A 25685-nucleotide genomic window follows, 5' to 3' on the forward strand; every position below is an offset into this window, starting at 1 on the left:
AGGTGTGGTGGTATCGTTTTACTTGCGGATCATCATTTCTCTGATATATTTTACCGGAGCACTACCATAGCTCAGGAATTGTTCGTGAAATTGCTTCAGACTGAAAGCCGTTCCCTGTTTTTGTTTCATCTCTTCCCGTAATGAATAGATTTCAGAAAAGCCTGTGAAATAGCAACACAGCTGTACCTGGGTCACAGATACGCGTTTCCATTTTCCTTCTGCTTCTGCTTTTTGCTGAAAAGCTTCTTCTGTGAGCAGCTTCATCGCAGCTTCTTCAGAAAGCTCTGCGGTATGCACTCCATAGTCGAGCAGGAAATTACAGGTGCTGCGCAGGTTCCACTTGTAGTACATCAGCCACATTTCGGGAGTAGCTTCATTACTGCCTTCGGGTGCTCCGTATCCATTCTCCAGCATCATTCTTTCTGTATATACTGCCCATCCTTCGATCATCGTGCCGCTTCCGAAAATACTTTTGATGATGCTCGGCGATTGGTTTGCATATACAAGCTGCGTGTAATGGCCCGGTATTGCTTCGTGGATATTCAGGATCTGCAGTGTGTACCGGTTGTACTCGCGCAGGTAGCTTTCCGCTTTGTCTGCAGGCCATCCGGACAGACTACCAACATTATAATAGGTGTTGCCATTCTTGTCGTAAGGACCGGGAGCCGAAATAGATGCTCCCGCCACACCCGCCATGTAATCCGGCTCTCTGCGTACCACTAATGGTTTGGAGGGATCGAGCGTAATGAGTTGTTTCCGGTTTACAAATGCTACCAGTTCGGGAATCTGTTTTTCGATCGTTGCCTGGAAGGAGTCCGGGGTGGTATGATTCAACGATATTTTGTCAATCACCTGGCGGATGAGCTGCAGGCTGTCACGGGGGGCGACTTTAGATCCCATGTATGCAGGCCAGAGCTTTTGCGCGGTGCTGAACATAAGCCCGTGCAATTCCCGCTTGCGTGCCAGCGCACGTTCGTGCATTGTTTCGAGGCTGCTGCCGGATTGTATTTCGTAAGCAAACTTCTGTTGATACAGCTCCCTGCCTAACCTGAAGGAGCGCGGTTGCGGGTTGGGATTGCTTTTCAGCCAGGCAGCAAAATCACGGATCGCTTCAGCTGCATTGCGGCATTTGTCCAGCATTGCTGTTTTTTCGCTGCTGTCCAGTTGCGAGGCTCTGATCTTTTCCGGCAGGTCTTTTTCGAATACGGAAGCGCCTCCGGTATTCTGGTCGATAGCAAGCTGTGTATGCTCCCTCGTAGGGTTCAGGATGTTTTTCCTTGCAGCTTCATAATAAGCGGGAACATTTCCCAGCCGCACGGAAATACTGCGCAGACGCGCTTCAAGTGTACTGTAACTCCCGTTCAGGATTTCTGCAAAGCGTTCGCAGACATTGTATTGGGAAGGGTTCCACTGCCAGGCTTTTTCGGTATCATTACTCCAGATCACCGACTGCAGGTAGTTACGGATCATCAGGTAGTCTGTGCGGTCATTATCAGAAAGATCGCTGAGCTCAAACGCATTCAGCGAGTCGAGATGCGCTTTTGCAAAAGCATCATCCGCCAGTCTGGTCTGTTCGTCGGGTATCGGCAAAACACTGTCACAGGCGTGAAAGCCCATGGCGCTGCCGAAACCGGGAAACTGCTTCCACAATTGTAAAGTGAAGCGCTCAGTATAGTCGTGGAAATTTTTACTTTTTTTCTGAGATTGTTCGGTTGCATTGCCGGTACATGAAGCTATCATACAGGCTCCGGCTGCAATCATGAATAGTTGTTTCATTGCGTAAGTATCTGCAATAAAGATACAAAGATCGCCCGTTGGCCAGGGAAAACGTGCAGATTCCGGCGGACTTTCGTGTTGTCAAAGCATTAAATTGGTGTCGGTAACTTAGATACCTTTGCATCGATGAATCCCACAATACTCATTATTGACGACGAAGAAAAGCTGCGGGGCTTGCTGAAACGTATTATCAGCCTGGAAGGCTATGCGGTGAAAGAGGCTGCCAGTCTTGCTTCCGGTCGTCAGCTGCTTGCATCCGGGGGAATTGATATTGTGCTGTGTGATGTAAAGCTGCCGGACGGTAATGGTGTTGATTTTGTCGGGGAAGTAACAGAAGCGTACCCGGCTTTGGACATTGTTTTGCTTACTGCTTACGGAAACATACCGGACGGGGTGAAAGCGATCAAGCGGGGCGCGTTTGATTATCTCGTTAAAGGAGACGACAATGAGAAGATCATTCCTGTGTTGAGTCAGCTCACCGTTATCCGGCAGGAAAAAAAGAGAACAGTGAGGATGCCGGGAGGGGGCGCTTTCGAATCCGTAATCGGAGATAGTCCCGCTACAAGAGAGGCCATAAGCCTTGCCCGTAAAGTAGCTGCCACAGATACGGCGGTACTGCTGATGGGGGAAACCGGAACCGGTAAGGAAATATTTGCCCATGCCATTCACGCAGGAAGTGCACGTTCGGGCAGCGCTTTTGTTGCGCTGAATTGCTCCGCATTCAGCAGGGATTTACTGGAAAGTGAACTGTTCGGCCACAAATCAGGTGCATTCACCGGTGCGGTGAAAGATAAAAAGGGATTGATTGAGGAGGCAAATGGCGGAACGCTTTTCCTGGATGAAATCGGGGAAATGCCGGTAGACCTGCAGCCGAAATTACTGCGACTCCTCGAGAATGGAACGTATATGCGTGTGGGAGATACGAAAGAGCTGAAAGCAGATATCCGTATAATCGCGGCCACTAACCGGCGCCTGGAGGATGAAATAGAGAAAGGTGTCTTTCGCAGCGATTTGTATTACCGGATAGCCGTATTTACCATTACGCTGAGTGCACTCCGGGACCGTGCAGCAGATATTCCTGCACTGGCACAGCATTTTCTTTCTTTCTATGCGGGCAGGGCAGGTAAGTCAATAGCTGCTATTTCAGACACAGCCATGCTGGCGATAGTGCACTATCCGTGGAAGGGTAATATCCGGGAACTGAAGAATGCCATGGAAAGGGCGGTTATCCTGGAAGACACCGGGATACTTATGCCCGGAAGCCTGCCTTTATCTATCCAGCAGGCGACATCCGGGCAGGACGCGCAGGCATCTTTTCAGCTGGCTAGCGTGGAGAAGCAACACATACGCAAAGTGCTGCAGCATACGAAGGGAAATAAAACCGAGGCAGCAAGGCTCATGGGCATAGGACTGGCTACACTGTACCGTAAACTGGAAGAGTACGGTTTAAAATAGACGCAATCCTCTCATTCTGATATACGGGCTTCTCAAAATGAGAAGCTTTTTTCATGGTGACTACTGGCCGGCTTGATTTTTTATTCGTTGTAATCCGCTCCTGCGGCCGTTTCGCACATTTTGAAGTGTTTAGCTGCCCGGAATGGAACGTCATTGGCAATACAGAAGGCAGACGCACAAAAACTGCTAAAGCAAAACAATATATGAACACTGCAATTCTGATAATAGCCACGCTCGTTTGCTTCGGCCTGCTCCGCAAAACGATAGACTGGTTCGAAACAATCTGATATGATCGCACTATTAATCATCGCCACAAGCGTATTTGTTTATATGGCTTACGTCCTGGTGAAGCCGGAAAAATTCTGATTATATGAATGGAGAGATGGCAGGAGTACTGTTGATGTTCGTCGTTACGTTGTTAATGGCGGTACCCCTGGGTAAGTATATTGCAAATGTCTACGCGGGACTGCCCGGATCTGCTGATCGTATTTTCGGACCGGTGGAGAAATTGTTCTACAGATTGTCAGGTATTGACATTGCGGAAGAAATGACCTGGAAGCAGCATTTGAAGTCGTTACTTGTCATTAATACAATCTGGTTTCTCTGGGCCGTTTTCTGTTTGGCGAACCAGTCGTGGCTGCCGCTTAACCCGGACAGAATTCCGGATCAATCTCCCGATCAGGCATTGAATACCGCTATCTCTTTTCTTTGTAACTGCAACCTTCAGCATTACAGCGGAGAAACAGGTGCTTCGTTTTTTACGCAGATTTTTGCGCTGATGTTTCTCCAGTTTGTGAGCGCTGCCACAGGAATGACTGCCGCAGCGGTTGTATTCCGTGCACTTCGTGAGCGTACCGGCGACAGGCTTGGAAACTTTTATTATTATTTCCTCAGGAGCTGCACCCGTATTCTTTTGCCGCTATGCGTGCTCATAGCCGTGATTCATGTGTTTGAGGGTACACCGATGAATTATTCCGCAGCTGATACGGTCGTATCAATGGAGGGTGATACCATGCATGTAAGTCGTGGTCCCGTCGCTGCTTTTGTGGCGATCAAACATCTCGGCACAAATGGCGGCGGTTTTTACGGAGCCAATTCTGCGCACCCGCTGGAAAATCCCGTATACCTCACTAATATGGTGCAGATGGTTGCCCAGACACTATTGCCTTTTGCAATGGTGTTTGCAATGGGCTTCTATCTGAATCGTAAAAAGCTGGCCTGGGTTATATGGTCTGTAATGACCATTGGCTTTCTTGCATTGGTTATCCCCGCAATACAATCCGAAGTTGCCGGTAATCCGGCTATTGCACAAATGGGTATTGCGCAACCGCATGGTAATGTCGAAGGGAAAGAGATACGTATCGGGGCTATGGCTTCTGCTTACTGGAGTATTGCAACCACGGTAATCTCCACGGGCTCTGTTAATAGTATGCACGATTCCTTTATGCCTTTATCAGGCATGAATATGATGTTGGGCATGATGATTAACTCATTCTACGGTGGTGTAGGAGTAGGATTTCTTAATTTTTTCATTTACCTGATACTCGCCGTTTTCGTAGGCGGACTGCTGGTTGGCAGAACACCGGAGTTTCTCGGAAAGAAAGTGGAGGCCCGTGAAATGAAGATCGCTATGATCATTGCTTTACTGCATCCGTTCCTCATACTGGCAGGAACCGCTGTTTCCACTCATATGGCTGCCCGTTATTCCTGGCTTAATAACCCCGGTTATCATGGCTTCAGTGAAATGCTGTATGAGTACACATCTTCTTCGGCAAACAACGGGAGTGGTTTTGAAGGCTTATCGGACAATAATTTCTTCTGGAATATATCTACTGCGGTGATCATATTGTTTTCCCGTTTTCTTCCGATAATCGGACCGGTGGCAATTGCCGGTTTGCTCGCTTCAAAAAAATACATACCCGAAAGTTCCGGAACGCTGAAGCCGGATACACCGGCATTCGGGCTGCTCATATTGGCAGTGAAAGTGGTGTTGGCCGCACTTGCGTTTTTTCCCGCACTGGCTCTGGGTCCGATTGCCGAATGGCTGAGTCAGTATTAACAATAATAATGAATGCTATGGAAAATAAAAGTTCCGGATTATTTGAATGGTCGTTGCTGAAGCGTGCAATCGCTCAGTCTTTTACCAAATTAAATCCTGTAGTGCAATTCCGCAACCCGGTCATGTTTACCGTCGAGATTGGTACTGCGATAATGCTTGCCGTGTGCATCTGGATATTTACCGGAGAACATTCGCAGGGTTCACTTGCCTACAATCTGATCATTTTTTCGGTTTTACTGGTCACATTGTTGTTCGCAAATTTTGCGGAAGCGTTGGCTGAGGCCAGGGGTAAAGCCCAGGCGGCGTCTTTGCGCAGAACGAGAGAAGAGACTCCTGCAAAACGCATCCAGCTGATCGGGGAAGTATTTATTAATGAACCGGAGTCTGTTCCGTCTTCTGCTTTGCGGAAAGGAGATTTTTATGTCTGCGATGCAGGGGATATTATCCCGCTGGACGGCGAAATTGTGGAAGGGATCGCTACTATAGACGAGTCGGCGATAACCGGCGAATCTGCGCCCGTGATCCGCGAAGCTGGCGGCGATAAATCTTCTGTAACAGGTGGAACGAAAGTCCTGTCCGACCATATTAAGGTTCGGGTAACTACAGATCCGGGTGAAAGTTTCCTGGATAAAATGATCGCCTTGGTAGAAGGTGCATCCCGTCAGAAAACACCGAATGAGATTGCACTTACTATTTTGCTGGCAGGGTTCACACTTGTATTCGTGATCGTATGCGTCACATTACAGCCGTTCGCTTCTTACGCCGGTACTTCTATTCCCATCGCTTCTTATATCGCGCTGTTTGTATGTCTGATCCCTACCACTATCGGTGGCCTGCTCTCCGCCATAGGTATCTCGGGAATGGACAGAGCTTTAAGAGCCAATGTTATCGCTAAGTCGGGAAAGGCGGTGGAAACAGCCGGTGATCTGGATACGCTTCTGCTGGATAAAACAGGAACCATTACTATTGGTAACCGAAAAGCGACACATTTTTACCCTGCACCGGGAATAGATGAATCCTATTTTGTCCGGTGCGCGGTTTTGTCCTCCTATGCAGATGAGACACCGGAGGGAAAGTCTGTCATTGAACTTGCAGGTGTGCGCCCGTCTGTCTATCAGATTGCCAACCCCCGCTTTATACAATTTACTGCCGAAACCCGAAGCAGCGGCATTGATTATGATCATACCAGGATCAGGAAAGGCGCGTTTGATGCGATCCGCGATCTGGTGGCAAAGGCAGGAAACATATTTCCGCCGGAAACGGAGCATACGGTTAGTGAGATCAGCTCAAACGGCGGCACGCCGCTGGTGGTTGCTGAGAATGGAAGCGTAGTGGGCGTTATAGAATTGCAGGATGTCATCAAGCCGGGTATCAGCGAACGTTTTTACCGTCTCCGTAAAATGGGTGTTAAGACCGTGATGGTAACCGGTGACAATCCGCTTACGGCAAAGTATATAGCAGGGAAAGCAGGCGTGGACGATTTTATTGCAGAAGCCCGGCCGGAAGATAAGATGGCGTACATCCGTAAAGAACAGCAGAGCGGTAAGCTCGTTGCGATGATGGGGGACGGTACTAATGATGCGCCGGCGCTGGCGCAGGCTGATGTGGGCGTTGCAATGAACAGCGGTACCGCGGCAGCAAGGGAAGCCGGTAATATGGTAGACCTGGACAATGACCCTACCAAGCTGATTGAAATCGTGGAAATCGGTAAGCAGTTGCTGATGACAAGAGGGACGCTCACCACCTTTTCCATTGCTAATGATGTGGCTAAATACTTCGCTATCGTTCCTGCTTTGTTTATCGTTTCCATTCCTTCGTTGCGGGCCTTGAATGTGATGCAGCTGCATAGTCCGCAGAGTGCTGTTTTATCGGCTGTCATTTTCAATGCGATCATTATTCCTCTGCTTATCCCGCTTGCATTGCGCGGGGTGTCTTATAAGCCTGTCGGCGCAACGGTATTGCTTAGCAGAAATCTGTTGATCTACGGATTGGGTGGTGTGCTTATCCCGTTCGCCGGGATCAAACTGATCGACTTGCTTGTGGGGCATTTTTTCTAAAATTCATACGATGAAAAAGCAAATTTTATCTTCATTGGTACTCTCACTGCTATGTGCGCTTTTACTCTGCGGGCTGTACCCTGCATTGCTGCTTGTAGTTGCAAAGGCCTCAGCGGGAGGAGGTAATGGTGTCACGATACGGTATTCAGGTAAGCGATATTATATAGCAGTCGCTCAGCGTTTTTCTGAGGATCGTTACTTCTGGTCCCGCCCTTCTGCCGTGGATTACAATGCTTCGGGATCGGGAGGTAGCAACAAAGGGCCTTTCAATAAGCTGTATCTGAAATTGGTTCAGCAGCGGATCGACTCTTTTCTGATACATAACCCCGGCGCGATTAAAGCACAGATACCTTCCGAACTTGTGACTGCGAGCGGTAGCGGGCTCGATCCTGATATTTCTTATGAAGCTGCTATGATTCAGGTAAAGCGTGTGGCAGCTGCCAGAAATGTCTCCGAAAAGCGCATAAAATCAATGATTCAGGATCATTGCAGCAGATCGCTGCTTGGGCCCGCAATCATAAATGTCCTTCTGCTGAATATTGCTTTGGACAGAATGGCGTATAACGATAATCTTAAGAAATGATCTGCATCCTATGCTGATCACTGAGTTCCCACTAATTTTAATACAAATATCCATGAGCAATCAATACTTACATATGAAAAGACAAATTACGCGGTTTGCTGTTTGTACCTTGCTTGGCACTGTGCCGCTTAGTAGCGTGTACGCATTTACAATTCCGTATGCAGATACAACTGCGGAACATATTCCCGATTCTGTACAACAGGAGATCATTCCGTTCGAAGGCCAGGACCAGACCTGGCAGAATGGTAGCGATCGGCGCAGTGAATCCGTATTACAGACAAAATATTTCACGGGATCCTTTATGCTGGATGCCAATTACAATTATTCGTTCAATAACCCGATTGATAATACGGTGGTGGGATCCACGGCTTTAGCCAGGCATAATGAAGTAAACATTATGTATGTCGGATTCGGAGGCGATTTCAACTATAAGAACGCACGCGGAAGAGTAATGACCCAGTTCGGTAATCGTGCAATTGTCGTTCCCCGTAATGATTACAGTCCTTATCGCGGTCAGTACCAATTGAACGACGCATTGCGCTACCTGAGTGAAGCCTATGCGGGATATCATTTTGTAATAGGAAAGGTGCCGGTAAATGTGGACGCCGGACTCTTTATGTCGTATGTAGGCCTTAATTCTTATTATCAGGCAGAGAATTGGGAATACCAGGCTTCCTTCACTTCGGACAATACTCCCTGGTTCTTCAATGGAATGCGCGTTCAGATTTTTCCATCCACCAAACTGAAGATCGAACCCTGGATTATCAACGGATGGCAGAGCTATGGTAAATTCAACAGTATGCCCGGCGTTGGTGCCAATATCACCTGGTGCCCCACCGAAAATATCAAGTTGCTTACCAATGATTATTACGGAACCGATGCAGCCATGATCCCGGACCGCAAGCGCTTCCATTCCGATAACAGTTTTTTGCTGCGCTACTATAATCGTCCCGCGAGTAAAGGCATCAGCCGTATGGCCTTTTCGCTTACCGGAGATCTTGGCTTTGAAAAAGGCGGAGGCGTAAATGGTTTCAGTAACAGTGACCCGTCAAAAGGTCCGGCGCAATATTTCCTGAGTGCGATGTTCTACAGCCGGATCTGGTTTCATCAGAACAAATTTGCATGGACAATAGGCGGTGGACTCATGACTAACCCGGGCCGTTACCTGGTGCTGTATCCGACCGGCGATGCAAGTCCTTTGCCCGACCCGAACAACCCGACGAAGACAGAAGGCACGCATCCTTTCAGTGCAAATCCCGGAGATCAGTTCAAAGGGTGGGATTGCTCAACCAATCTCGACTGGATGCCGAATCAAAGCCTTACCGTGCGTATGGAATTCGTGCATCGTCAGGCGAACGTTCCCTATTTTGCGGGACATGGCGGTGTGACATCCCCTACCGGTTATACCACAACCCCCCTGCCGGCAGGATGGGCTCCGGACCTGGTTAAGACAGAAAATAAAATCATTTTTGCAGTCTTGTTCCGTCTGTAGCGGTATATATAAGCGCTTCCTTTTGTATGCTCCGCAAAAGGTGAGATCATCCTAAAAAGACAAATATGCCTTCCGACTTTACTGACCATGAACCAGACCGGTTTCTCGATCTGATCAGGAGCTCCCGCAAGGGTAAGTTCAGGATTTACATCGGAATGGCAGCGGGAGTGGGCAAGACCTACCGTATGCTGCAGGATGCACATGCGCTGATGCAGAATGGCGTGGATGTAAAATTAGGATTTGTTGAAACGCATGACAGAGCGGATACTGCAGCATTGCTATGCGGGCTGACGCTGATTCCGAACAGAAAGGCTTTTTACAAAGGAAAAGCGCTGGAGGAAATGGATCTGCAACAGATTCTGAATCTGCACCCGGAAGTCGTGATCGTCGACGAACTCGCTCATACGAACATTCCCGGAAGTAAGCATGAAAAACGATGGCAGGATGTAATGGAAATACTGGATGCAGGCATTAACGTGATCAGCGCGCTGAACATCCAGCACCTGGAGCATCTGAACGAAATTGTAAAGCAAATTACCGGTGTGGAAATATCGGAGAGGATACCGGATCGCGTACTCATGGAAGCAGATGAGATCGTGAATATTGATCTCACCGCCGATGATCTTATCAGCAGGATGAAAGCCGGAAAAATCTATAAGCCGGATAAAGTGGAGCGGGCCTTGTCTAATTTCTTTCAGCCCGAACATATACTCCAGTTACGGGAACTTGCGCTTAAAGAAGTGGCAGGTCAGGTAGAGCGTAGGGTAGATATGGCCATACCCAAGGGCGGGGTGCTCCGCCATGAACGGTTTATGGCCTGCATCGGAAGCAACGAGCGTACGGCAAGAGCTGTGGTCAGGAAGACAGCACGCTTAGCAGGATATTACAGTGCGCAATGGTTCGTGCTTTTTGTGGAGACACCTCGTGAAAGTTCCGATAAAATAGCACTTGACAAGCAACGGCATCTGATAAACAACTTTAAATTAGCAACGGAATTGGGGGCGAAGGTGCTGAAGGTGCAACACACAAAAGTGGCAAACGGGATATTGCAGGCTGTGGAAGATCATGCAATTACGACCGTATGTATCGGTAAGCCGCATCTGAGCCTGCTGCAGATCATCCTGGCGACCGGTGTTTTCAAAGAATTACTGAATGCACTGTCTGTCCGGAAAATAGATCTGGTAATTTTGTCCTGATATGCTGCGAACCATAAAAGCGAAAATCGCATTAGGTATTGGCGTACTCTTCGTATTGCTGCTGACGCTTAGTGTCATTGCATTTGTTTTTATCAATCGCATCTCGCACAATACGGAGAATTTGCTCGATGCGAATTACAAGACAATACGTTATTGCTCGCAGATGTCTTATGCATTGAATACCCGGCTGCGGGACAGCAATATGCGGGCGCTGTTTGCAGACAACCTTTGTTTGCAGGAGCAAAATATCACGGAAAAGGGCGAACGCGAAGCGACACAGCAGCTCAGGCTTTATTTCGAACTTCTCAAAAAAGGGATGAATGACTCGTCTGTGATAGATTCAGCCAACAAGTTTCTGCTTACCATTAACCGATTGAACCAGCATGCGCTGGAGTATAAAAATGCGCAGGCGATGCAGGAGGCCTCTTCAGCCAGACTATGGGTATCCATTATCACAGCTGTACTGATCCTGATCAGTTTTACCCTTGCTGTAAATTTCCCGGACTATATTGCCGGTCCGGTTCGTCTGCTCACCGAAGGGATTACCGAAATTGCGCAGAAGAACTACAGTAAGCGCATTTACCTGGATAATAAAGATGAGTTCGGGGAGATGGCTGCTGCTTTTAATACGATGGCCGAGAAGCTATACGATTACGAGAACAGCAGCATCAACCAGGTCTTGTTTGAAAAACAGCGTGTAGAAACGATCATCAACCAGATGAATGATGGGGTAATAGGACTGGATGCGAAAGGCCGGGTATTGTTTATCAATGTTACCGCACAGCATCTGCTGCATCTTACCGCACAGGAAAGCAAAGGACGTTATGCACCTGACCTTGCGTTGAAAAACGACCTTCTGCGGATGATCCTGCAAAACGAACCCGGAGCCGAACCGCTGAAGATCATCGTGGATGGCAAGGAGCATTATTTCTCCATAGATAACCGTTCTGTGCACACGGACGACCAATCAATCGGAGAAGTGTTTATGCTGCGTAATATCACCTCATTTAAGGAGCTGGACATCTCCAAAACCAATCTGCTTGCAACGATTTCTCACGAACTCAAGACGCCTATCGCTTCTATTAAAATGAGTCTTAAGCTGTTAAGCGATCAGCGTACCGGTTCACTGAATACCGAGCAACAGGAAATGGTTATGAATGTTCAGGAAGATGCAGAGCGGCTCCTGCGGCTTACAAGTGAATTGCTGAATATGACACAGATAGAGACAGGAAACATTCAGCTGAAATTACAGAAGGTTGCGGCGTCGGATATTGTAGTACAGGCACTGAAAACCCTCCATATACAGGCAGAGGAGAAGAAAGTGGAGATTGCCGTCTCAGTTGCGGAGCATATACCCCTTATCCTGATAGATGCCGATAAAACTTCCTGGGTGCTGATCAACCTCCTCGGTAATGCGATCAAGTACAGCACGGCTGGCGGACTTGTTCGGGTAGAGGCGACCTATGCAGATCGCAATGTCATGTTTTCCGTTCGCGACAATGGTCCGGGAATTGACGATCAATATGCGGGAAGGGTGTTCGAGCGCTATTTTAAAATTCCTGGTAATGAGCTTGGCGGTAGCGGACTTGGGCTGGCTATTGCAAAAGAGTTTATCGAAGCTCAGGGAGGCACAGTGTCTTTCCGGAATCTCCCAGAAGGGGGAAGTGTTTTCAGCTTCTCTTTACCGGCAGCAATATGACAACACCCCTCAGTATCTTCATAGCTTAATGAAAACAACGTAGTATGGGTCGGACATTATGAAATTGTGGCGCAGAGACAGTGTTTCCCTTCAGATAGTTGATACTTCAAATAGTCGGTGAAACAGGCAGATATTGCGCAGAGAGCGTACGCTGTAGCAGCTTGATCAGGGATAATAAATCCTGCATTTAGAGTTTGAGATAAATGTTTACATCACAGATCCTGAACTTTCAGTTTGCTTTGTCTGAACACCAGCCCTGAATGAATGAAAGTTCCTTTTCTGAAGCCGTCTTGGTGAGCTGTAATTTTGTCCTTAGTGAAGAAAACCATTTGATTTGTTTAGCACTTCACATTCGGCTATTTCCAAAGTATTTCAATAATGCTTCTGTTCTGTTATCGGCACTTAGTTTCGTATATATCCGGTAGATGTGAGATTTAAACGTATTGATGCTTATTTCCAGTTTGGTGGAAATCTCATCATAGGTAAGTCCCTCCGAAAGGTGTTCCAGTATTTCGTGTTCTCTTTTGGTTATCGAATCATACAGATTACCTGTTCTTTTCTTCAGGGAAGGAATGTGGTCGAGAATTTTTATGGCTATTTCGCTACTGATCGGAGCTCCGCCGCGATAAATATCATGTATCGCCTGTATGATCTGCGCCGGTGTGCTTCTTTTTAAAATATATCCTTTCGCACCTGCCTGTAGTGCTTTAAAGATGTGTTTGTCGTCTTGCTTTACCGTTAGTGCCATGAACTTTGTATCCGGGCATAAGGGTGCCAATTGAGCAATACAATCTGCGCCGTCAATATTGGGCAGGCCCAGATCAACAAGAACGATGTCGGGTGCCAGATCAGGTATGCGAAAGACCGCTTCCAGCCCGTTGTCTATGACCGCTACGCAATCCAAAGTACTCTCTTTATTGATAATGGACGAGATAAACTCCTGGTGATAAGAATTATCCTCTATAACAGCAATCCTGATAATGCTCATTTTTTATGGGGATGATGGTGATGTGAACGTGTGTGCTGATTTCATTTATCCATCGCACGGAGACGTCTGGGCAATACCCTGATCATAGCGTCTTTCGTGCGTAGGATAGCGGGCATTTAAATAAGGAGTGAGTATTATAGCCTGCTGTTCGGTGTGTATGTTCCGGTTGTGAACCAAGGGGGGGAGATGTACAGAAAGCCTTAGCTGTCTGGTATGGATAAACCGGTTACTCTGCAAATTCAGGGGATCTACGTAATAGGCATCTTGGTAAATAAAATATCCTTCAACAGCCGGGTCGGAGGCTGTATTACACTTTGGGCTGAGGATCGGAGCCGGATCTGATTCGTTCAGGGCAGCGAACTGTTTAGATGATCTGGCTGGGTCCGCTTCTATTTTCCCGTGTCTATAATCTCCTGCTGTTTTAAAGAATAAGGGTAATGGTAGCGGGAATAATGTTGAAAGAGAATAACGCGCAAAGTTCGGGTGTTCTCTCGTGTTCATGGAAATGAATTATAGATCGCAAATCTATAGAAACAGAATAACAAAATGATGATATTAATACTTAGGTATTTATATAGATTATTCATTGGTACAAAAGTACCATACGGTCAATAATAGTATTAAAACATATGTATTAATAAAAAATAGTATATATCTGTTTAAGTTTGCATCGTTAATTATCCGGTTAGTGCCGGACTCTAATAAAACCATTTTCATGCAATACCCACTACAGTATATCATTCAACTTCCTCTTTCGGAACGGCTGTTGCTGGTGGAAAGGATTCTTTACGAATTGGAACAGAAATCCTCTGCAACGGCAGTAAACACCGAAGCCTCTCTCCTGCGTAAAAGCAACAGTTATCAGAAGGCAGGTTTAAGCGATAACGATGCTGTTGCTATGGCCGATCAACCGCAAGAGCACGACAGACGACTCTTTAAAGATATTGAAGAGCAGGACTGAATCTGATTTTATTATTGTTTTACTACCTAACGAATGACTACAAGACCCGAGATTTCGGTTTACTGTGACGGCAGGCTTTTTCTGGTAAACTTCGACGAGATCGTTTTACTGGAAGCCTGTGGCTCCTATACGTTGATGTATCTGACCTCTGATCGGGTGTACAAATTGTCTAAAAACTTAAAAACAGTTTTGTCGCGATTGCCCGAAAGCAATTCAATGCTGAAGGTTCACCGGTCCTATTGTTTGAACATATTTTTTGTTGACGTGATTTACTATAACGAGGAACGTCGCCTGACTGCCAAATTGAAGATCGGTATAGACGTTCCGGTTACGCTTTTTAAGATGAAAGCGTTTTCCAGCCTGATTGTTGAAAGGACTAAAGATCGTCGCCTGTTATCCTTCTCACTTTAATTTTTATGCTCATCGCAGATCAATTTATTACCCTAATCAAAAATTAAATATGCAAAATCAATTACGCAATTTCTTTCTCCTCCGGCTGTTTGGTGCGATGCTGGTTCTGATGCTGGGAATGCAACAGTCGAACGCCCAATTCATTATCCGGGTAAACACGACGTTGAGTCCCGGAACAGGTACAAGCGGTGACGCAAGCACAGATGCAACCCCTGTAGGGCAGTTTTTCCTGCGCAGAGGGCTGCCGACGTCCGGAGTGAATATCACGGTAAAGGACATCACCGGCACAACCACACTGAAGACCTACACCGGTGTAAGTGCCGGCCTGCTGATCAGGAACAGCGACTGGGGCGGTACGGAAACCAGTTTCCAGATCGAGTACACGGGTGTTACTTCCTTCCGGTTTATGGATAATTATTATCCTCCGGAGTTGCGCGGAGACGCTATGAAACTGACCTCGGTGGAGCAGTGGGGCAGTTCTGTATGGACCACTTTCGCATACGCATTTTGTCATTGCGAAAATCTCACCCGTGTTTCTATGGTAGATGCTCCGGATCTCAGCGCAAATCCCGATCCGAATTACATGTTCTCTTTCTGTTATTCATTAAACGGCGGAGCCTTCAATCTCTGGGACGTGAGCAATATGACGAGTTTGCGTGCAATGTTCTGTTTAGCTACATCGTTCGACCAGGACCTGAGCAGCTGGGATGTACGCAAGGTGACCAATTTCCGTGCCATGTTTTCCAACGCCAGAAATTTTACAAACGGAGGTGTTTCGCTGAGCAGCTGGCGTCCTGTGTCAGCAACAGACATGGGCGAGATGTTTAGCACTACTCAATACAATAAGCCGCTGGACTGGTGCGACACAACACTACAGCATGTAACGAGCACGGATTTTATGTTTTATAGCAATACTGTATTTGACCAGGATATCTCCTGCTGGAATGTGAGTAAGGTAACCAACTTTTACTGGATGTTTTATGGCGCAAGCAGTTATACGAACGGAGGCGTTTCGCTGAGTAGCTGGCGTCCTGTGTCGGCAACGGAAATGGGCTATATGTTTGGCGGAACAAAATACAATAAGCCACTGGATTGGTGCGATACCACGCTGAGTCGTGTGACTTCTTTGCAAGGGATGTTCAGTGGAGCCTACTTATTCGATCAGGACATTTCCTGCTGGAGTGTCGATAACGTGACCAATTTTGGGAGTATGTTTGCCGGAGCAAGCAATTATACGAATGCCGGTGTATCGCTGAGCGTCTGGCGCCCGGTGTCGGCACTATATCTGAGCGGTATGTTTGCCTCATGTAAGTACAATCTGCCATTGAACTGGTGCGATACCACGCTGCAGCACGTTATATATACAAGTTGGATGTTTCAGGGCAATACTGTCTTCAATCAGGATATCTCCTGCTGGGATGTGAGTAAGGTTACTGATATGAGTGGGATGTTTTATGGTGCCAGCAGTTATACGAACGCCGGTGTATCACTGAGCGTCTGGCGTCCTGTTTCAGTACGGAATATGAGCTATATGTTTAACAGTTGCAACTACAATCTGCCATTGAACTGGTGCGATACCACATTACAGCATGTTACGAACATGAGTTGGATGTTTCAAAGTAATACAGTATTCAATCAGGATATCTCCTGCTGGAACACCCGCAATGTTGCCGATATGAGCGGAATGTTCAGCAGCGCCACCGGCTACCACCGGAACCTGGTTACCCTGGAAATCGACAATGTGACCAACATGGCTAATATGCTGGATTATTCGGGTCTGAATAATGCACAATACGATTCCATCCTTATTGCCTGGAAGGCAGCACCGCATAAGACCAATGTTACGCTGGGAGCAGCTGGATTTACGTATTGCGATAGCCGCGAACAGCGGGCATCACTGATTGCGAATGACGGCTGGACGATCAACTATGATATGCAATGCTGGACTCCCGGCGGATTCGGTACCAATCTGAGCTTGTGGCTGGATGCGGGTAGGTATACCCAAAACAGCGGAGCGACTGTAAGCTCCGGTCCCGTAGACTCCTGGGGTAGCAGCGTTGTCAGTTCCGGTGTGCCTCCTTACTTCCTGCAATCAGGAACCTCATCGCGTCCCACACTATCCGCCAATAGTCTGAACTATAATCCTGTAATGCATTTTGACGGAGTGAACGACCTGTTCCGGGTAAGCGCTTCGTCCAGCGGTTACAGACAAAGTTATTATGGTTCCTATGCCGTGTTTCTGATAGGACGATTCGGTAACTCCGGTCCTGTATTATCTCACGACAACCTCGCAACAGATCCTGTGCGCTCTACGGTAAGCGCGGCAGGAATAGCGACTGACAGTGGTACCCGCAGTGAATCTTATAATGTAACCGCAGCCATGAGCGGTCTGCAGCTGGGCACTTATTTGTACAGGCCGGCTTACCCTTGGGGGGGCAGTGGATATTTTGCCGCCTATATGAATGGTATGAATAATGGTTCTGTGTACTCCGTAAATGCACCGCTACCCACGGTTGCAGGTGATTACCTGGTAGGAGGCAACACAGGCGGAAGCAGTTTCTTCAGTGGTGATCTCGCTGAGATGGTTGTGTATTCCGGAGATTATGTTTATTATTTTGATCGTATGCGCGTGGAGAGCTACCTGGCGCTGAAGTGGGGAATTACACTGAGCCCCGGAGTAGCTTATGATTATATCAGTTCCCGGAGCACGACGGTCTGGAATGGTTCAGGTACCTATCAGTACAATGTGTTCGGGCTGGGCAGAGACAGCGTAGGATCGCTGGATCAGCAGATCTCCAAATCACAGACTGGCGGAGATTCTCTGGTCTTCAGTACGGACAATAATTTTACAGGTGCCAACGGATCGCATGCGTCTATTGCTTCAGGCCATTCTTTTCTGATCGCTGGCAACAACTATGCACCGATGTCGACCACTCAGACCAGCGGTCTTCCGTCGTCATTGTGTGGCACCCGGTTAAGTCGTGAGTGGCGGGTTCAGGCCACTGATTTCAATCAGCGTGTATATGTGCAGGCAGGTGATGTGAGTGCTTTGCTGGCATTGGCCCCCGGCGCCACAGCTTCCAATATCATGATGGTCGTTGATACGGATGGCGATCTGAATTTTTCCACAGGTACCCCCTCTGTGTACACAGCATCTTCCCTTACGGGTAACGTGGCCAGGTTTGATACGGTAGCATTCGTGCCGGGTGGCAACGGCTCATCTTTATTCACGATCATGTTGGGCAATGCTGTTCCGGCACTGCTCCCTTCAGGCAGCAGCGGTACGTCCATTGCTTCGTGTACGAACGCATCCGGTTATGACGATTATCAGCTGTCTTCCGATCTCAGTAAAGTGATCATGTCTTTTGATCCAAACGGTAATGCATTTGCTCCATCTTCCCTAACGGTAGATAACTCAGGCAGCCTGGTAAGCGCAGGAACAGGTACGTACAGCACGTCCGGTTCCGGCTATTATCAGATGACCGATGGTGTGAACAGCATACGCCTTACCAAACGCCTGCAATCCGTTGTGGCTCCGGGCAGCTATACAACAGGCGGAGGTGTAAAAGTTCGTGTTTATTATCAGGGTTCAGATACGGCTTCGATGGTTTCAGACAGCTGGCCGGGCAGCGGCAGTACGGCTTTTAAAGGCTGGATCAAGAGCAGCCGGCATACCGCGCACGATGTCGTAGACGATCTTACAGCAGGCGGATTGAAAAATTCAGAGTCTGTTACACCGGTAGCTTTGGGTACAGATCGTGGTGTTCCGTACGCAGAGTTCCTGGTGACGAGCTTCAGCACGTTTGGGTATGTGGCGTCCTCCACCGCGAGTCCGCTACCGTTACATCTGCTTTCGTTTGAAGCGCGTAAGGAAAACAACAGTCAGGCCTTACTGGAATGGAGCACTGGAACAGAGGACGGAGTGCGTTATATGGATGTGGAGCATAGTGCCGATGGCAGCAACTGGATTGCAATAGGTAAGACGATGGCTAAGGGCAGCAACAGCCGGTACAGCTTTACAGACGCGCACCCTTCAGCAGGAATCAATCTTTACCGTTTGAAAATGGTGAACGAAGGAGGAAGTTATGCATATGGTCCGACCCGAAGACTGGATTTTGAAGTGGGTGATCGTACGCTGAACCTGTATCCGAATCCGGCACATAAGGAGCTTACGTTAAGTGTGGGCGCGGGCAGCCTGAAGGGTGGAGAGCTTATTGTTACGGATGTGTTGGGTCAGGAGCAACACCGGGGACTGATTCTGGGTGATGTTCAGGAGTATAAGCTGGATGTGTCTGCACTGCCCAAGGGGCAGTTTGTGATCCGGCTGGTACTGAACGATCAGGTATATACAGGGTATGTAACGGTACAGTAGGTCCTGTCTGGCCCTGTGATATTTGGAATGAGCCCCGGTTTATTGCTGTCTGTCGTTTTGCCGGCAATGGATAAATTCCGTTTTAGCGATGTTCCCATTCATTATGCGCCTGAATAGAAGATCGTATGGCCGATCGCTGTGTCTGATCATCGCAGTTGTTGGTCTGTGTATGAACTTCCTCCCGGCAAATACTATAGACCCGTTTCCTTATGTCAAATCAGGCGATGATCGTTTCGGCAGGGTACTGCATACGTGGTACCGGCCGGAACTGAATGGCCGCTTCACAGACATGAACAGCCTCCTGGCTTATGCACGACAGCAGAAGTGCAGGGATACACTGTGTCATCTGGAAGCGGCAGCATGGGTGTTGCGTCACCGCTTTGTGCATGCCTATGGTGTTTATAATGTCCGGGAGAACTGGATTGCTGTGCTGTGTGGGCGGTTTATCTGGAAGGACCTCGCTGCGAAAGTATTGCCGGATGATATTCTGAGCGGGGAATCTGCTTCCTGTAGTCAGGTAAGTATCATCTTCATTGCTTTATGTCGCAGCATGGGTGTACCTGCGCGGAAGGTTGCTTTAAGGGGACACTTTGCTATGGAGGCTAAATTGCACGGCCAATGGTTCTTCTTCGATATAGATATGAAACCTGATTTTTCAACGATTGGCGGCAGGAGGAGCCTCGCCTCAATTCTGGCAGCCGGGGCCCAATACCGTCTTTATGCGCATACAGCCAGTCGCAGAGATGTTGACCGGATTTTTTCCAGTGTTATCTATGGAGCGGATGGAGAATGGCTTGCTCCCCGCGCGGCAGTTTTTCAGACCATCACCAGGCTATTATCGCATTGGGGATGGTTACTGCCAGCTTTGGGCTGGGCTTTACTGTCAGCGAGAGTATGGACCCTCAAAAGGCGCTATGAGCGGATGTGGCTGAAAGGCAAACATGTGCGTGCCTATACAGCGACCTGCAATGATGAAAGGATGCGACGTGCTGGTTAGCATATAATGACGATGCTATAACGTCATTTTTCAGAACTCAGCTACCGCTGTTTAGGGATATATCTTGTCCGTTTTTTTATTTCTCAAACAGGAATATTCACTTTTGCGTTATGTCAGGGGTTGTACCTCTATTCCCGCGGAACAGGAGGTTTCGGTATTTAGTGTCAGTGTATCCTTATGTAAACATATAGTTGGAAATATTTTTATCGTTAAAAAAATTATATCAATAAATATTTTAACTATTTTGCGGTTAATCTGAACTAATCAACCCGAATTTTATGAAAAACTTATCTTTAATCATTTTATTTCTGTTTGTATGTACTGCCGCAAAATCGCAAAGCAGTTTTACAATTGTCAACAACACAGTCGGTAGCCTTTGTAGCATTAAGGTGTATATCTCCTATTATGATAGAAGTTGTAACCTGCTTACCAAAAGTAATGCAGTAGTAATACCCAACGGTGCGTCGGCCACGCTTAATATTTCATCCCTGAGCTGGAGTTCAGGTGCGCCGAACGCGTTATGGATACCATCTTTTACTGTATACTATCCTAACGCAAATGGTATACCTTGTAGTAAAGAGGTAACCGTTAGCGGACCCTGTTATAGCAGTACGGGCCAGCTCGGAATTTGTCATCCTTCATGCGCCACTGCCAATATAACGTATGACGCTTCCACTGCGACTCTTATCGTAGCCTATTGACGCCACTTACATATTGGGTAGCACTATCCTTCAGCGGATGGTTCCGGTGCTCGGAATCGAATTTCTGCATGTCAACTGTAAAGACAAATCATGCTCTTTTGCCGCACCTTGCTCTGCTGCGAAATGGAGAAGCTGATAGGTTAAACGGACAATGAAATATGCCGCTTGGCATTTGGCAAAATGCCGAACCAACTTGTACAATTCTTTAGACATGTCTTTCCTCTGAAAATCTGTATTGACAGCACTTTGCTGAGATTCGGCTAAACATAAGTACAAAAAATTTTTCTGTCCAATATTTTAGACACCCGCATTTGGTCTTACTCCGGTGCGGGTTTCTCTTTGCAAAAATCTGCAAGACATGTTGCAAACAAAAGAGCTATTCCAGCTATACTCCGCTGATAGCGATAATCTGTTTTTGTCAAAGCCACAAAGAACGAGTAAACTATAAATATGAGTTTGTTAGTAAATCAGAAAAGATTTTTTGCAAAATTGGTATTGCCTTAATAACCATAAATCTTATTCAAATCATTTTACTTTTAGCAGATATCGCATCACAGCATCATTTCCTCGTATTTTATCGTCCAATGATGGTTTTATAATTATATCAGGGCTTACTGTATGAAATGATGTCTTATCGCAGTCTGCACCATATTCAAAAGATGTTGTGGTTTGAATTTTGATTTTACTGTTCGGCAGTTCGAACTGCATTACTTCGCCAAAGTCATTGGTATATTCACCGGTGGATTCGCCTATAATAGTGCCTAGATGAAAAGTCTTAAAAGCATCGGCAAGCATATTGGCACTCGAAAATGTAAACGGGCTTGTGAGCAAATAAACCTTTCCGTTAAAAATACTATCGGCAATTACAGGATTTTCTTCTGGTATGCATTTGTCGTAACACCAGTTGGTGCCTGTTTCCCTTGATTGGTATTCTTTATTAAAACTGCCATTTTGCTGTTGGTATTGCTTCATGCGCGCACTGATTTTCCAACATTTTCCGCTTGAAAACAGGAATTTTTCTTTGGTAAGATAGGCCAGTAAATAATTGCCAAACAGTGAATTGCCACCGGAATTGTTCCTGATATCGATGTATAGATTTTTGATTTCCATCGCCCTCATTTCTATAAATGCACTGTCTAAAAAACTGCCCCATTGTTGCAAGTCGCCATTCATGGAAATAAAATTCAGATAAGCACCTTCATGACTCATGACCCTAAAAGAATTTTGCTCTTTTAAATGCGGCATACTAATGTGTATCATTTCTATAAATGTTATACCATTATTAATTTTATCTTTTTTAGTTTGTTTTGTTGAAGTGATATACTCGATAGTAAATGGGGGTTGCACTCCTTGCAAAAAGAGAAAATAAGACAATAGCTTTGCCGCCATTTCCTGAGTAAAATTTTTGCTTCCGCCTAAAAGCTGTTCCAATTCTAATAAAGACTTTTCGAGAGAAAGACCATTGATGTGCTTTATTTGAGCGTCAGGTGGGAGGCTGAAAATACCGCGGCTACCTGCATATACTTTTTTATTATCCACCACCAATTTTAAGGGCAGAAAATTGGCGCCCACCAATTCAGACCGAAGCGCAGGCTGTACAATAGCAGGCATAGCATGTCCATCTTGCAGGCTGGCTGTAATTTTGTATAGCTTCAAAAGGTAATCTTTAAATTCAATCGTATCGGGAATGGAATGTTTGATTTCAGTAACATTTTTATGAAAAGCAGTTTTTGTAATATGCAGGTATGGGTTGTAATGTATCGTTTCCAAGGTAGCTACCAGGCTGTCGATATCTTGCAAAGCCAATATTTTTGATAATTTTTGTTGCCCCGTGGCTGTAATAGCCATCAATGCACACAGGCTTGTTATGAGTATTCTTAGATTCATTTTTAATTTATATTCAATACAAAATACCCATTTGCGAAAATGGGCATGGGCATAAAGGTCATATTTTCATCAACAAAATTCTGGATAATTTTTACATCCCAAGTGTGCTCACTTTCATTTCATTGTAAATGTCAATGCCAGCAAACGGGATCTGTAATGCCTGTGTTGGCATAAAACCATTCCAGATAGCCAAGTAAATATGGTCATAAGATGGTGCCCGATAATATCGGCTGTGAACCACGAAAAAACGACTATTTTAGGTTCGACAACTCTCAACTTGATCCAGAAATTGTTGTAACAAACAAAAAAGCGGCTAAGAGTGTTATCTCGTAACCGCTTGATTTTGTTTGTGGAGATAACCGGAATCGAACCGGTCACCTCTTGCATGCCATGCAAGCGCTCTACCAAATGAGCTATATCCCCTATTTTGGGTTGCAAACATAAATGTTTGATCGTTGTCCTCCAAATTTTTCAATGATTATGTCCATTACTGTTTGGACTGTGCAACGCGCCCAATGGTCAGACCCTGGATAATGATGCTGAACAGTACACAACAATAGGTCGCCACCATAAGCATACTTTTCATATCGCTGTCCGGCAGCGACAATACCATCGCAAGCGACAAGCCACCCCTCAACCCGCCCCAGGTAATGATCCTGGCATCCAGTCTGCTTAATCCGAACAGGCGCGGAAACAATGCCGCCGCTCCATACACCAGCACCAGGCGCGAGAGCAGCACGATTATGATGGAACTAAGTCCCAAGAGGATCACGGTAGTCTTAAACTCTATAAAAAGCAGCACAAACGCGATCAGGATAAATAAAACCGCATTCAATATCACATCCACAAGCTCCCAGAATTTATGCATATAATCCCGTGTATGGTCGTTCATGGCCTCTTCTTCCTTATAGTTCCCGGTCAGCAAACCCATTACAACCATCGCAAGCGGACCCGAAAGATGCAATTGATTGGCCAGCCAATAACCTCCGGTAGCAAATGCAAGCGTAAGCAATACCTCCGTTTCGTAATGATCGATGGAACGGATCAGCCAGTACAGCAGGAAACCTGAACCGAGTCCCCAGAGAATACCCCCCACTGCCTCCCGGAGAAACAACAGACCAAATGCATCGAACTGAAAATGGCTGCCGCCCCCATTATACAACATATGCAGGATCGAAAGGAACACCACCACACCCACACCATCGTTGAACAGTGATTCACCCACAATAATGCTTTCCACTCTTTTCGGAACCCCCGCTTTTGTCAGGATGCCCAGTACTGCTATGGGGTCGGTAGGAGAGATCAGCGCACCGAATAGCATGCAGTAAATAAAATCAGCCTGTATGCCCAGGGCCAGTGCAATGCCATAAAAAGCCAGCGCAATAAACAGCGTTGAAAAGAGCACTCCTCCAAGTGCAAATGCAGCAATCGATCGGATCTGGTGCCTGAGCTGCGGCCAGTCGGTGTGTAATGCTCCCGCAAATAAAAGGGGCCCGAGCAATACTTCCAGCACCACTTTACTGATCGTGTCCGGTGTGGTGATCGACTGCAACTGTGCGGCACTCGCGGGATACCAGAAGCGCGCACTGATCACCAATATTGAAAGCAACGTCGAAAGCAGGAACAGACCGATCACAAAAGGTAATTTTATGAACCGGGTGTTGATGTAGGAAAAGACAGCAGCAAGTAATATCAGCGCGACAAAAAAATAATAGGCATTCATCTTAGTAACTTTAGTTATCGGGAGAGTACATCTACAGAACGTTGGTTCAATCGTGCCTTCAGCCATTCTTGCAGCTTTCCCTTATCGGAGGCACTGAGCTTTTTCCTGCTTTCATAAATGAATACCGGAATACGCTGTGTGGTATCTTTCCCGGTAAAATTATGGTAAGCGATTGAACTTGACACAATGTCAGGAAATAAGGCCATTACTTCCGACGACAATTTTTTGTCGTCGAAACTATTACTTACCAGCCGCTGCTCAAGTTGAGCCATACGCTTGTCCTTATCATCCAGAGCTTCATCCCGCTTTCTTACTTCGTTCAGCAGATCATCGCGGAATTTGTCCAGGTTGTTCAACGAGTTGTCGTCTATGATCAATCGGGTATTGCTAAGTTCATAGCCGGACAGCAGTCGCTGTAACGTATCCTTTTCAGCTGCAGAATAATTTTTTTTCAGGAATGCTAGTTCTATTGTGCTGCCGCTTGCGGCATATTTTGTTTTCTGATACACAATCACAATCCCTTTGCGCTCAAATTCATTCTCAATAAATTGAGCGGCACGTTGTTTGAATTGCTGTTCACGATATAATGAAAATGCAAAATAGCCCGCAGGCAGCACAAGTAATATCGTTAAGAAAGTCAACAGGTATTTAACCTGTCGCTGATGTTGCTCATTTACGTTGCTTACCGAAGGATACCTGAGATATTTAACGATGGCTACGGTGGCGATGCAAATGAATACACAATTGATTGTATACAAAAAAAGCGCGCCCAAAAAGAAGCGGATGTTTCCGGTTGCAAGCCCAAATCCGGCTGTACATAGCGGTGGCATCAGTGCGGTGGCGATCGCTACGCCAGGGATAGGGTTGCCTTTTTCTACCCGTGTAATGGCAATGACACCTACCAGTCCGCCGAAGAATGCAATTACGATATCATAAATATTAGGGGCGGTTCTGGCAAGAAGTTCCGATTGTGCACTTTTAAACGGACTTAGCAGGAAATAAAGCGACGAAGAAGCAAGGCTGATAAATGTTGCGGTCAGCAGGTTCCTGAGTGAGCGTTTCAAAAGCGGAAAATCGTACATGCCGAGCGCAAATCCGGCACCTACGATCGGGCCCATGAGCGGAGAGATGAGCATCGCGCCGATGATGACTGCCCCTGAATTCACATTGAGTCCTACTGAGGCAATAATGATCGCACAAACGAGAATCCAGAGATTGGAGCCTTTGAAAGAAATATTTGCTTTTACCTTTTCGAGTGTGATTTCGCGTTGCTCTTCCCCCTCATGAAGGCTGAGCAAACGCAGCAATTGTTGTTTCATGAGCATATA

Annotated in this window: 17 protein-coding genes and 1 tRNA gene; 12 read left to right on the forward strand and 6 right to left on the reverse strand. The window is 46.7% G+C overall.

All coding sequences use genetic code 11. The features are described 5' to 3' along the window. Positions 1–18: 18 nt before the first annotated feature. Complete coding sequence (locus ABD846_RS01910) at positions 19–1776, reverse strand: DUF885 domain-containing protein (RefSeq protein WP_344822113.1); 1758 nt, start codon at positions 1774–1776, stop codon at positions 19–21. 126 nt (positions 1777–1902) lie between these two features. Here ABD846_RS01910 and ABD846_RS01915 point away from each other — a divergent pair, with 126 nt between their 5' ends. The 8 genes from ABD846_RS01915 (at position 1903) to ABD846_RS01945 (ending at position 12317) form a co-directional block, all read left to right on the forward strand. Further along, complete coding sequence (locus ABD846_RS01915) at positions 1903–3231, forward strand: sigma-54-dependent transcriptional regulator (protein WP_344822115.1); 1329 nt, start codon at positions 1903–1905, stop codon at positions 3229–3231. 288 nt (positions 3232–3519) lie between these two features. After that, entirely contained in the window at positions 3520–3597 is a 78-nt protein-coding gene (locus ABD846_RS14740) for a potassium-transporting ATPase subunit F (protein ID WP_425568010.1), read from the forward strand. Between the two features lie 4 nt (positions 3598–3601). Continuing rightward, positions 3602–5290: a potassium-transporting ATPase subunit KdpA gene (gene kdpA / locus ABD846_RS01920; RefSeq protein WP_344822117.1), complete on the forward strand. Its 1689-nt coding sequence runs from the start codon at positions 3602–3604 to the stop codon at positions 5288–5290. Positions 5291–5307: 17 nt separating this feature from the next. After that, the gene (kdpB, locus tag ABD846_RS01925; RefSeq protein WP_425568008.1) at positions 5308–7347 is read left to right on the forward strand and encodes a potassium-transporting ATPase subunit KdpB; all 2040 of its coding nucleotides are present in this window, start codon (positions 5308–5310) and stop codon (positions 7345–7347) included. Between the two features lie 10 nt (positions 7348–7357). Next, positions 7358–7930, forward strand: coding sequence for a potassium-transporting ATPase subunit C (locus ABD846_RS01930; RefSeq protein WP_344822121.1), 573 nt, complete (start codon positions 7358–7360; stop codon positions 7928–7930). 73 nt (positions 7931–8003) lie between these two features. Beyond that, complete coding sequence (locus ABD846_RS01935) at positions 8004–9422, forward strand: outer membrane beta-barrel protein (protein WP_344822123.1); 1419 nt, start codon at positions 8004–8006, stop codon at positions 9420–9422. 65 nt (positions 9423–9487) lie between these two features. Next, a complete protein-coding gene (locus ABD846_RS01940) occupies positions 9488–10618 on the forward strand; it encodes a sensor protein KdpD (protein ID WP_344822125.1) in 1131 nt (376 codons plus the stop codon). A gap of 1 nt (position 10619) precedes the next feature. Next, positions 10620–12317 carry a sensor histidine kinase gene (locus ABD846_RS01945; RefSeq protein WP_344822127.1) on the forward strand — a complete coding sequence of 566 codons (1698 nt, stop codon included), beginning with the start codon at positions 10620–10622 and terminating at the stop codon, positions 12315–12317. Positions 12318–12663: 346 nt separating this feature from the next. On the opposite strand, the gene ABD846_RS01950 is transcribed toward ABD846_RS01945, so the two are convergent. Next, positions 12664–13305, reverse strand: coding sequence for a response regulator (locus ABD846_RS01950; RefSeq protein WP_344822129.1), 642 nt, complete (start codon positions 13303–13305; stop codon positions 12664–12666). Between the two features lie 715 nt (positions 13306–14020). Between ABD846_RS01950 and ABD846_RS01955 the strand changes: the two genes are divergently transcribed. The 4 genes from ABD846_RS01955 (at position 14021) to ABD846_RS01970 (ending at position 20046) form a co-directional block, all read left to right on the forward strand. Next, positions 14021–14266, forward strand: a complete 246-nt coding sequence (locus tag ABD846_RS01955; RefSeq protein ID WP_344822131.1) for a hypothetical protein — start codon at positions 14021–14023, stop codon at positions 14264–14266. 33 nt (positions 14267–14299) lie between these two features. Beyond that, positions 14300–14677, forward strand: coding sequence for a LytTR family transcriptional regulator DNA-binding domain-containing protein (locus ABD846_RS01960; protein ID WP_344822133.1), 378 nt, complete (start codon positions 14300–14302; stop codon positions 14675–14677). A 49-nt stretch (positions 14678–14726) separates the two neighbouring features. Next, entirely contained in the window at positions 14727–19049 is a 4323-nt protein-coding gene (locus ABD846_RS01965) for a BspA family leucine-rich repeat surface protein (protein WP_344822135.1), read from the forward strand. Between the two features lie 88 nt (positions 19050–19137). Next, a complete protein-coding gene (locus tag ABD846_RS01970; protein ID WP_344822137.1) occupies positions 19138–20046 on the forward strand; it encodes a transglutaminase domain-containing protein in 909 nt (302 codons plus the stop codon). Positions 20047–21272: 1226 nt separating this feature from the next. Here the strand turns inward: ABD846_RS01970 and ABD846_RS01975 are convergent. From ABD846_RS01975 to ABD846_RS01990, 4 genes are all read right to left on the reverse strand, one after another. Continuing rightward, entirely contained in the window at positions 21273–22634 is a 1362-nt protein-coding gene (locus tag ABD846_RS01975; RefSeq protein ID WP_344822139.1) for a S41 family peptidase, read from the reverse strand. A gap of 350 nt (positions 22635–22984) precedes the next feature. Next, a tRNA-Ala gene (locus ABD846_RS01980) sits at positions 22985–23057 on the reverse strand. A gap of 64 nt (positions 23058–23121) precedes the next feature. Next, on the reverse strand, positions 23122–24357 hold the full coding sequence (locus tag ABD846_RS01985) for a cation:proton antiporter (protein WP_344822141.1): 1236 nt from the start codon (positions 24355–24357) through the stop codon (positions 23122–23124). A 14-nt stretch (positions 24358–24371) separates the two neighbouring features. Beyond that, complete coding sequence (locus ABD846_RS01990; RefSeq protein ID WP_344822143.1) at positions 24372–25676, reverse strand: DUF389 domain-containing protein; 1305 nt, start codon at positions 25674–25676, stop codon at positions 24372–24374. Between the last annotated feature and the right edge of the window lie 9 nt (positions 25677–25685).

Origin of the sequence: Rurimicrobium arvi (genome assembly GCF_039540495.1) — a bacterium.
Lineage (GTDB): Bacteria > Bacteroidota > Bacteroidia > Chitinophagales > Chitinophagaceae > Rurimicrobium > Rurimicrobium arvi.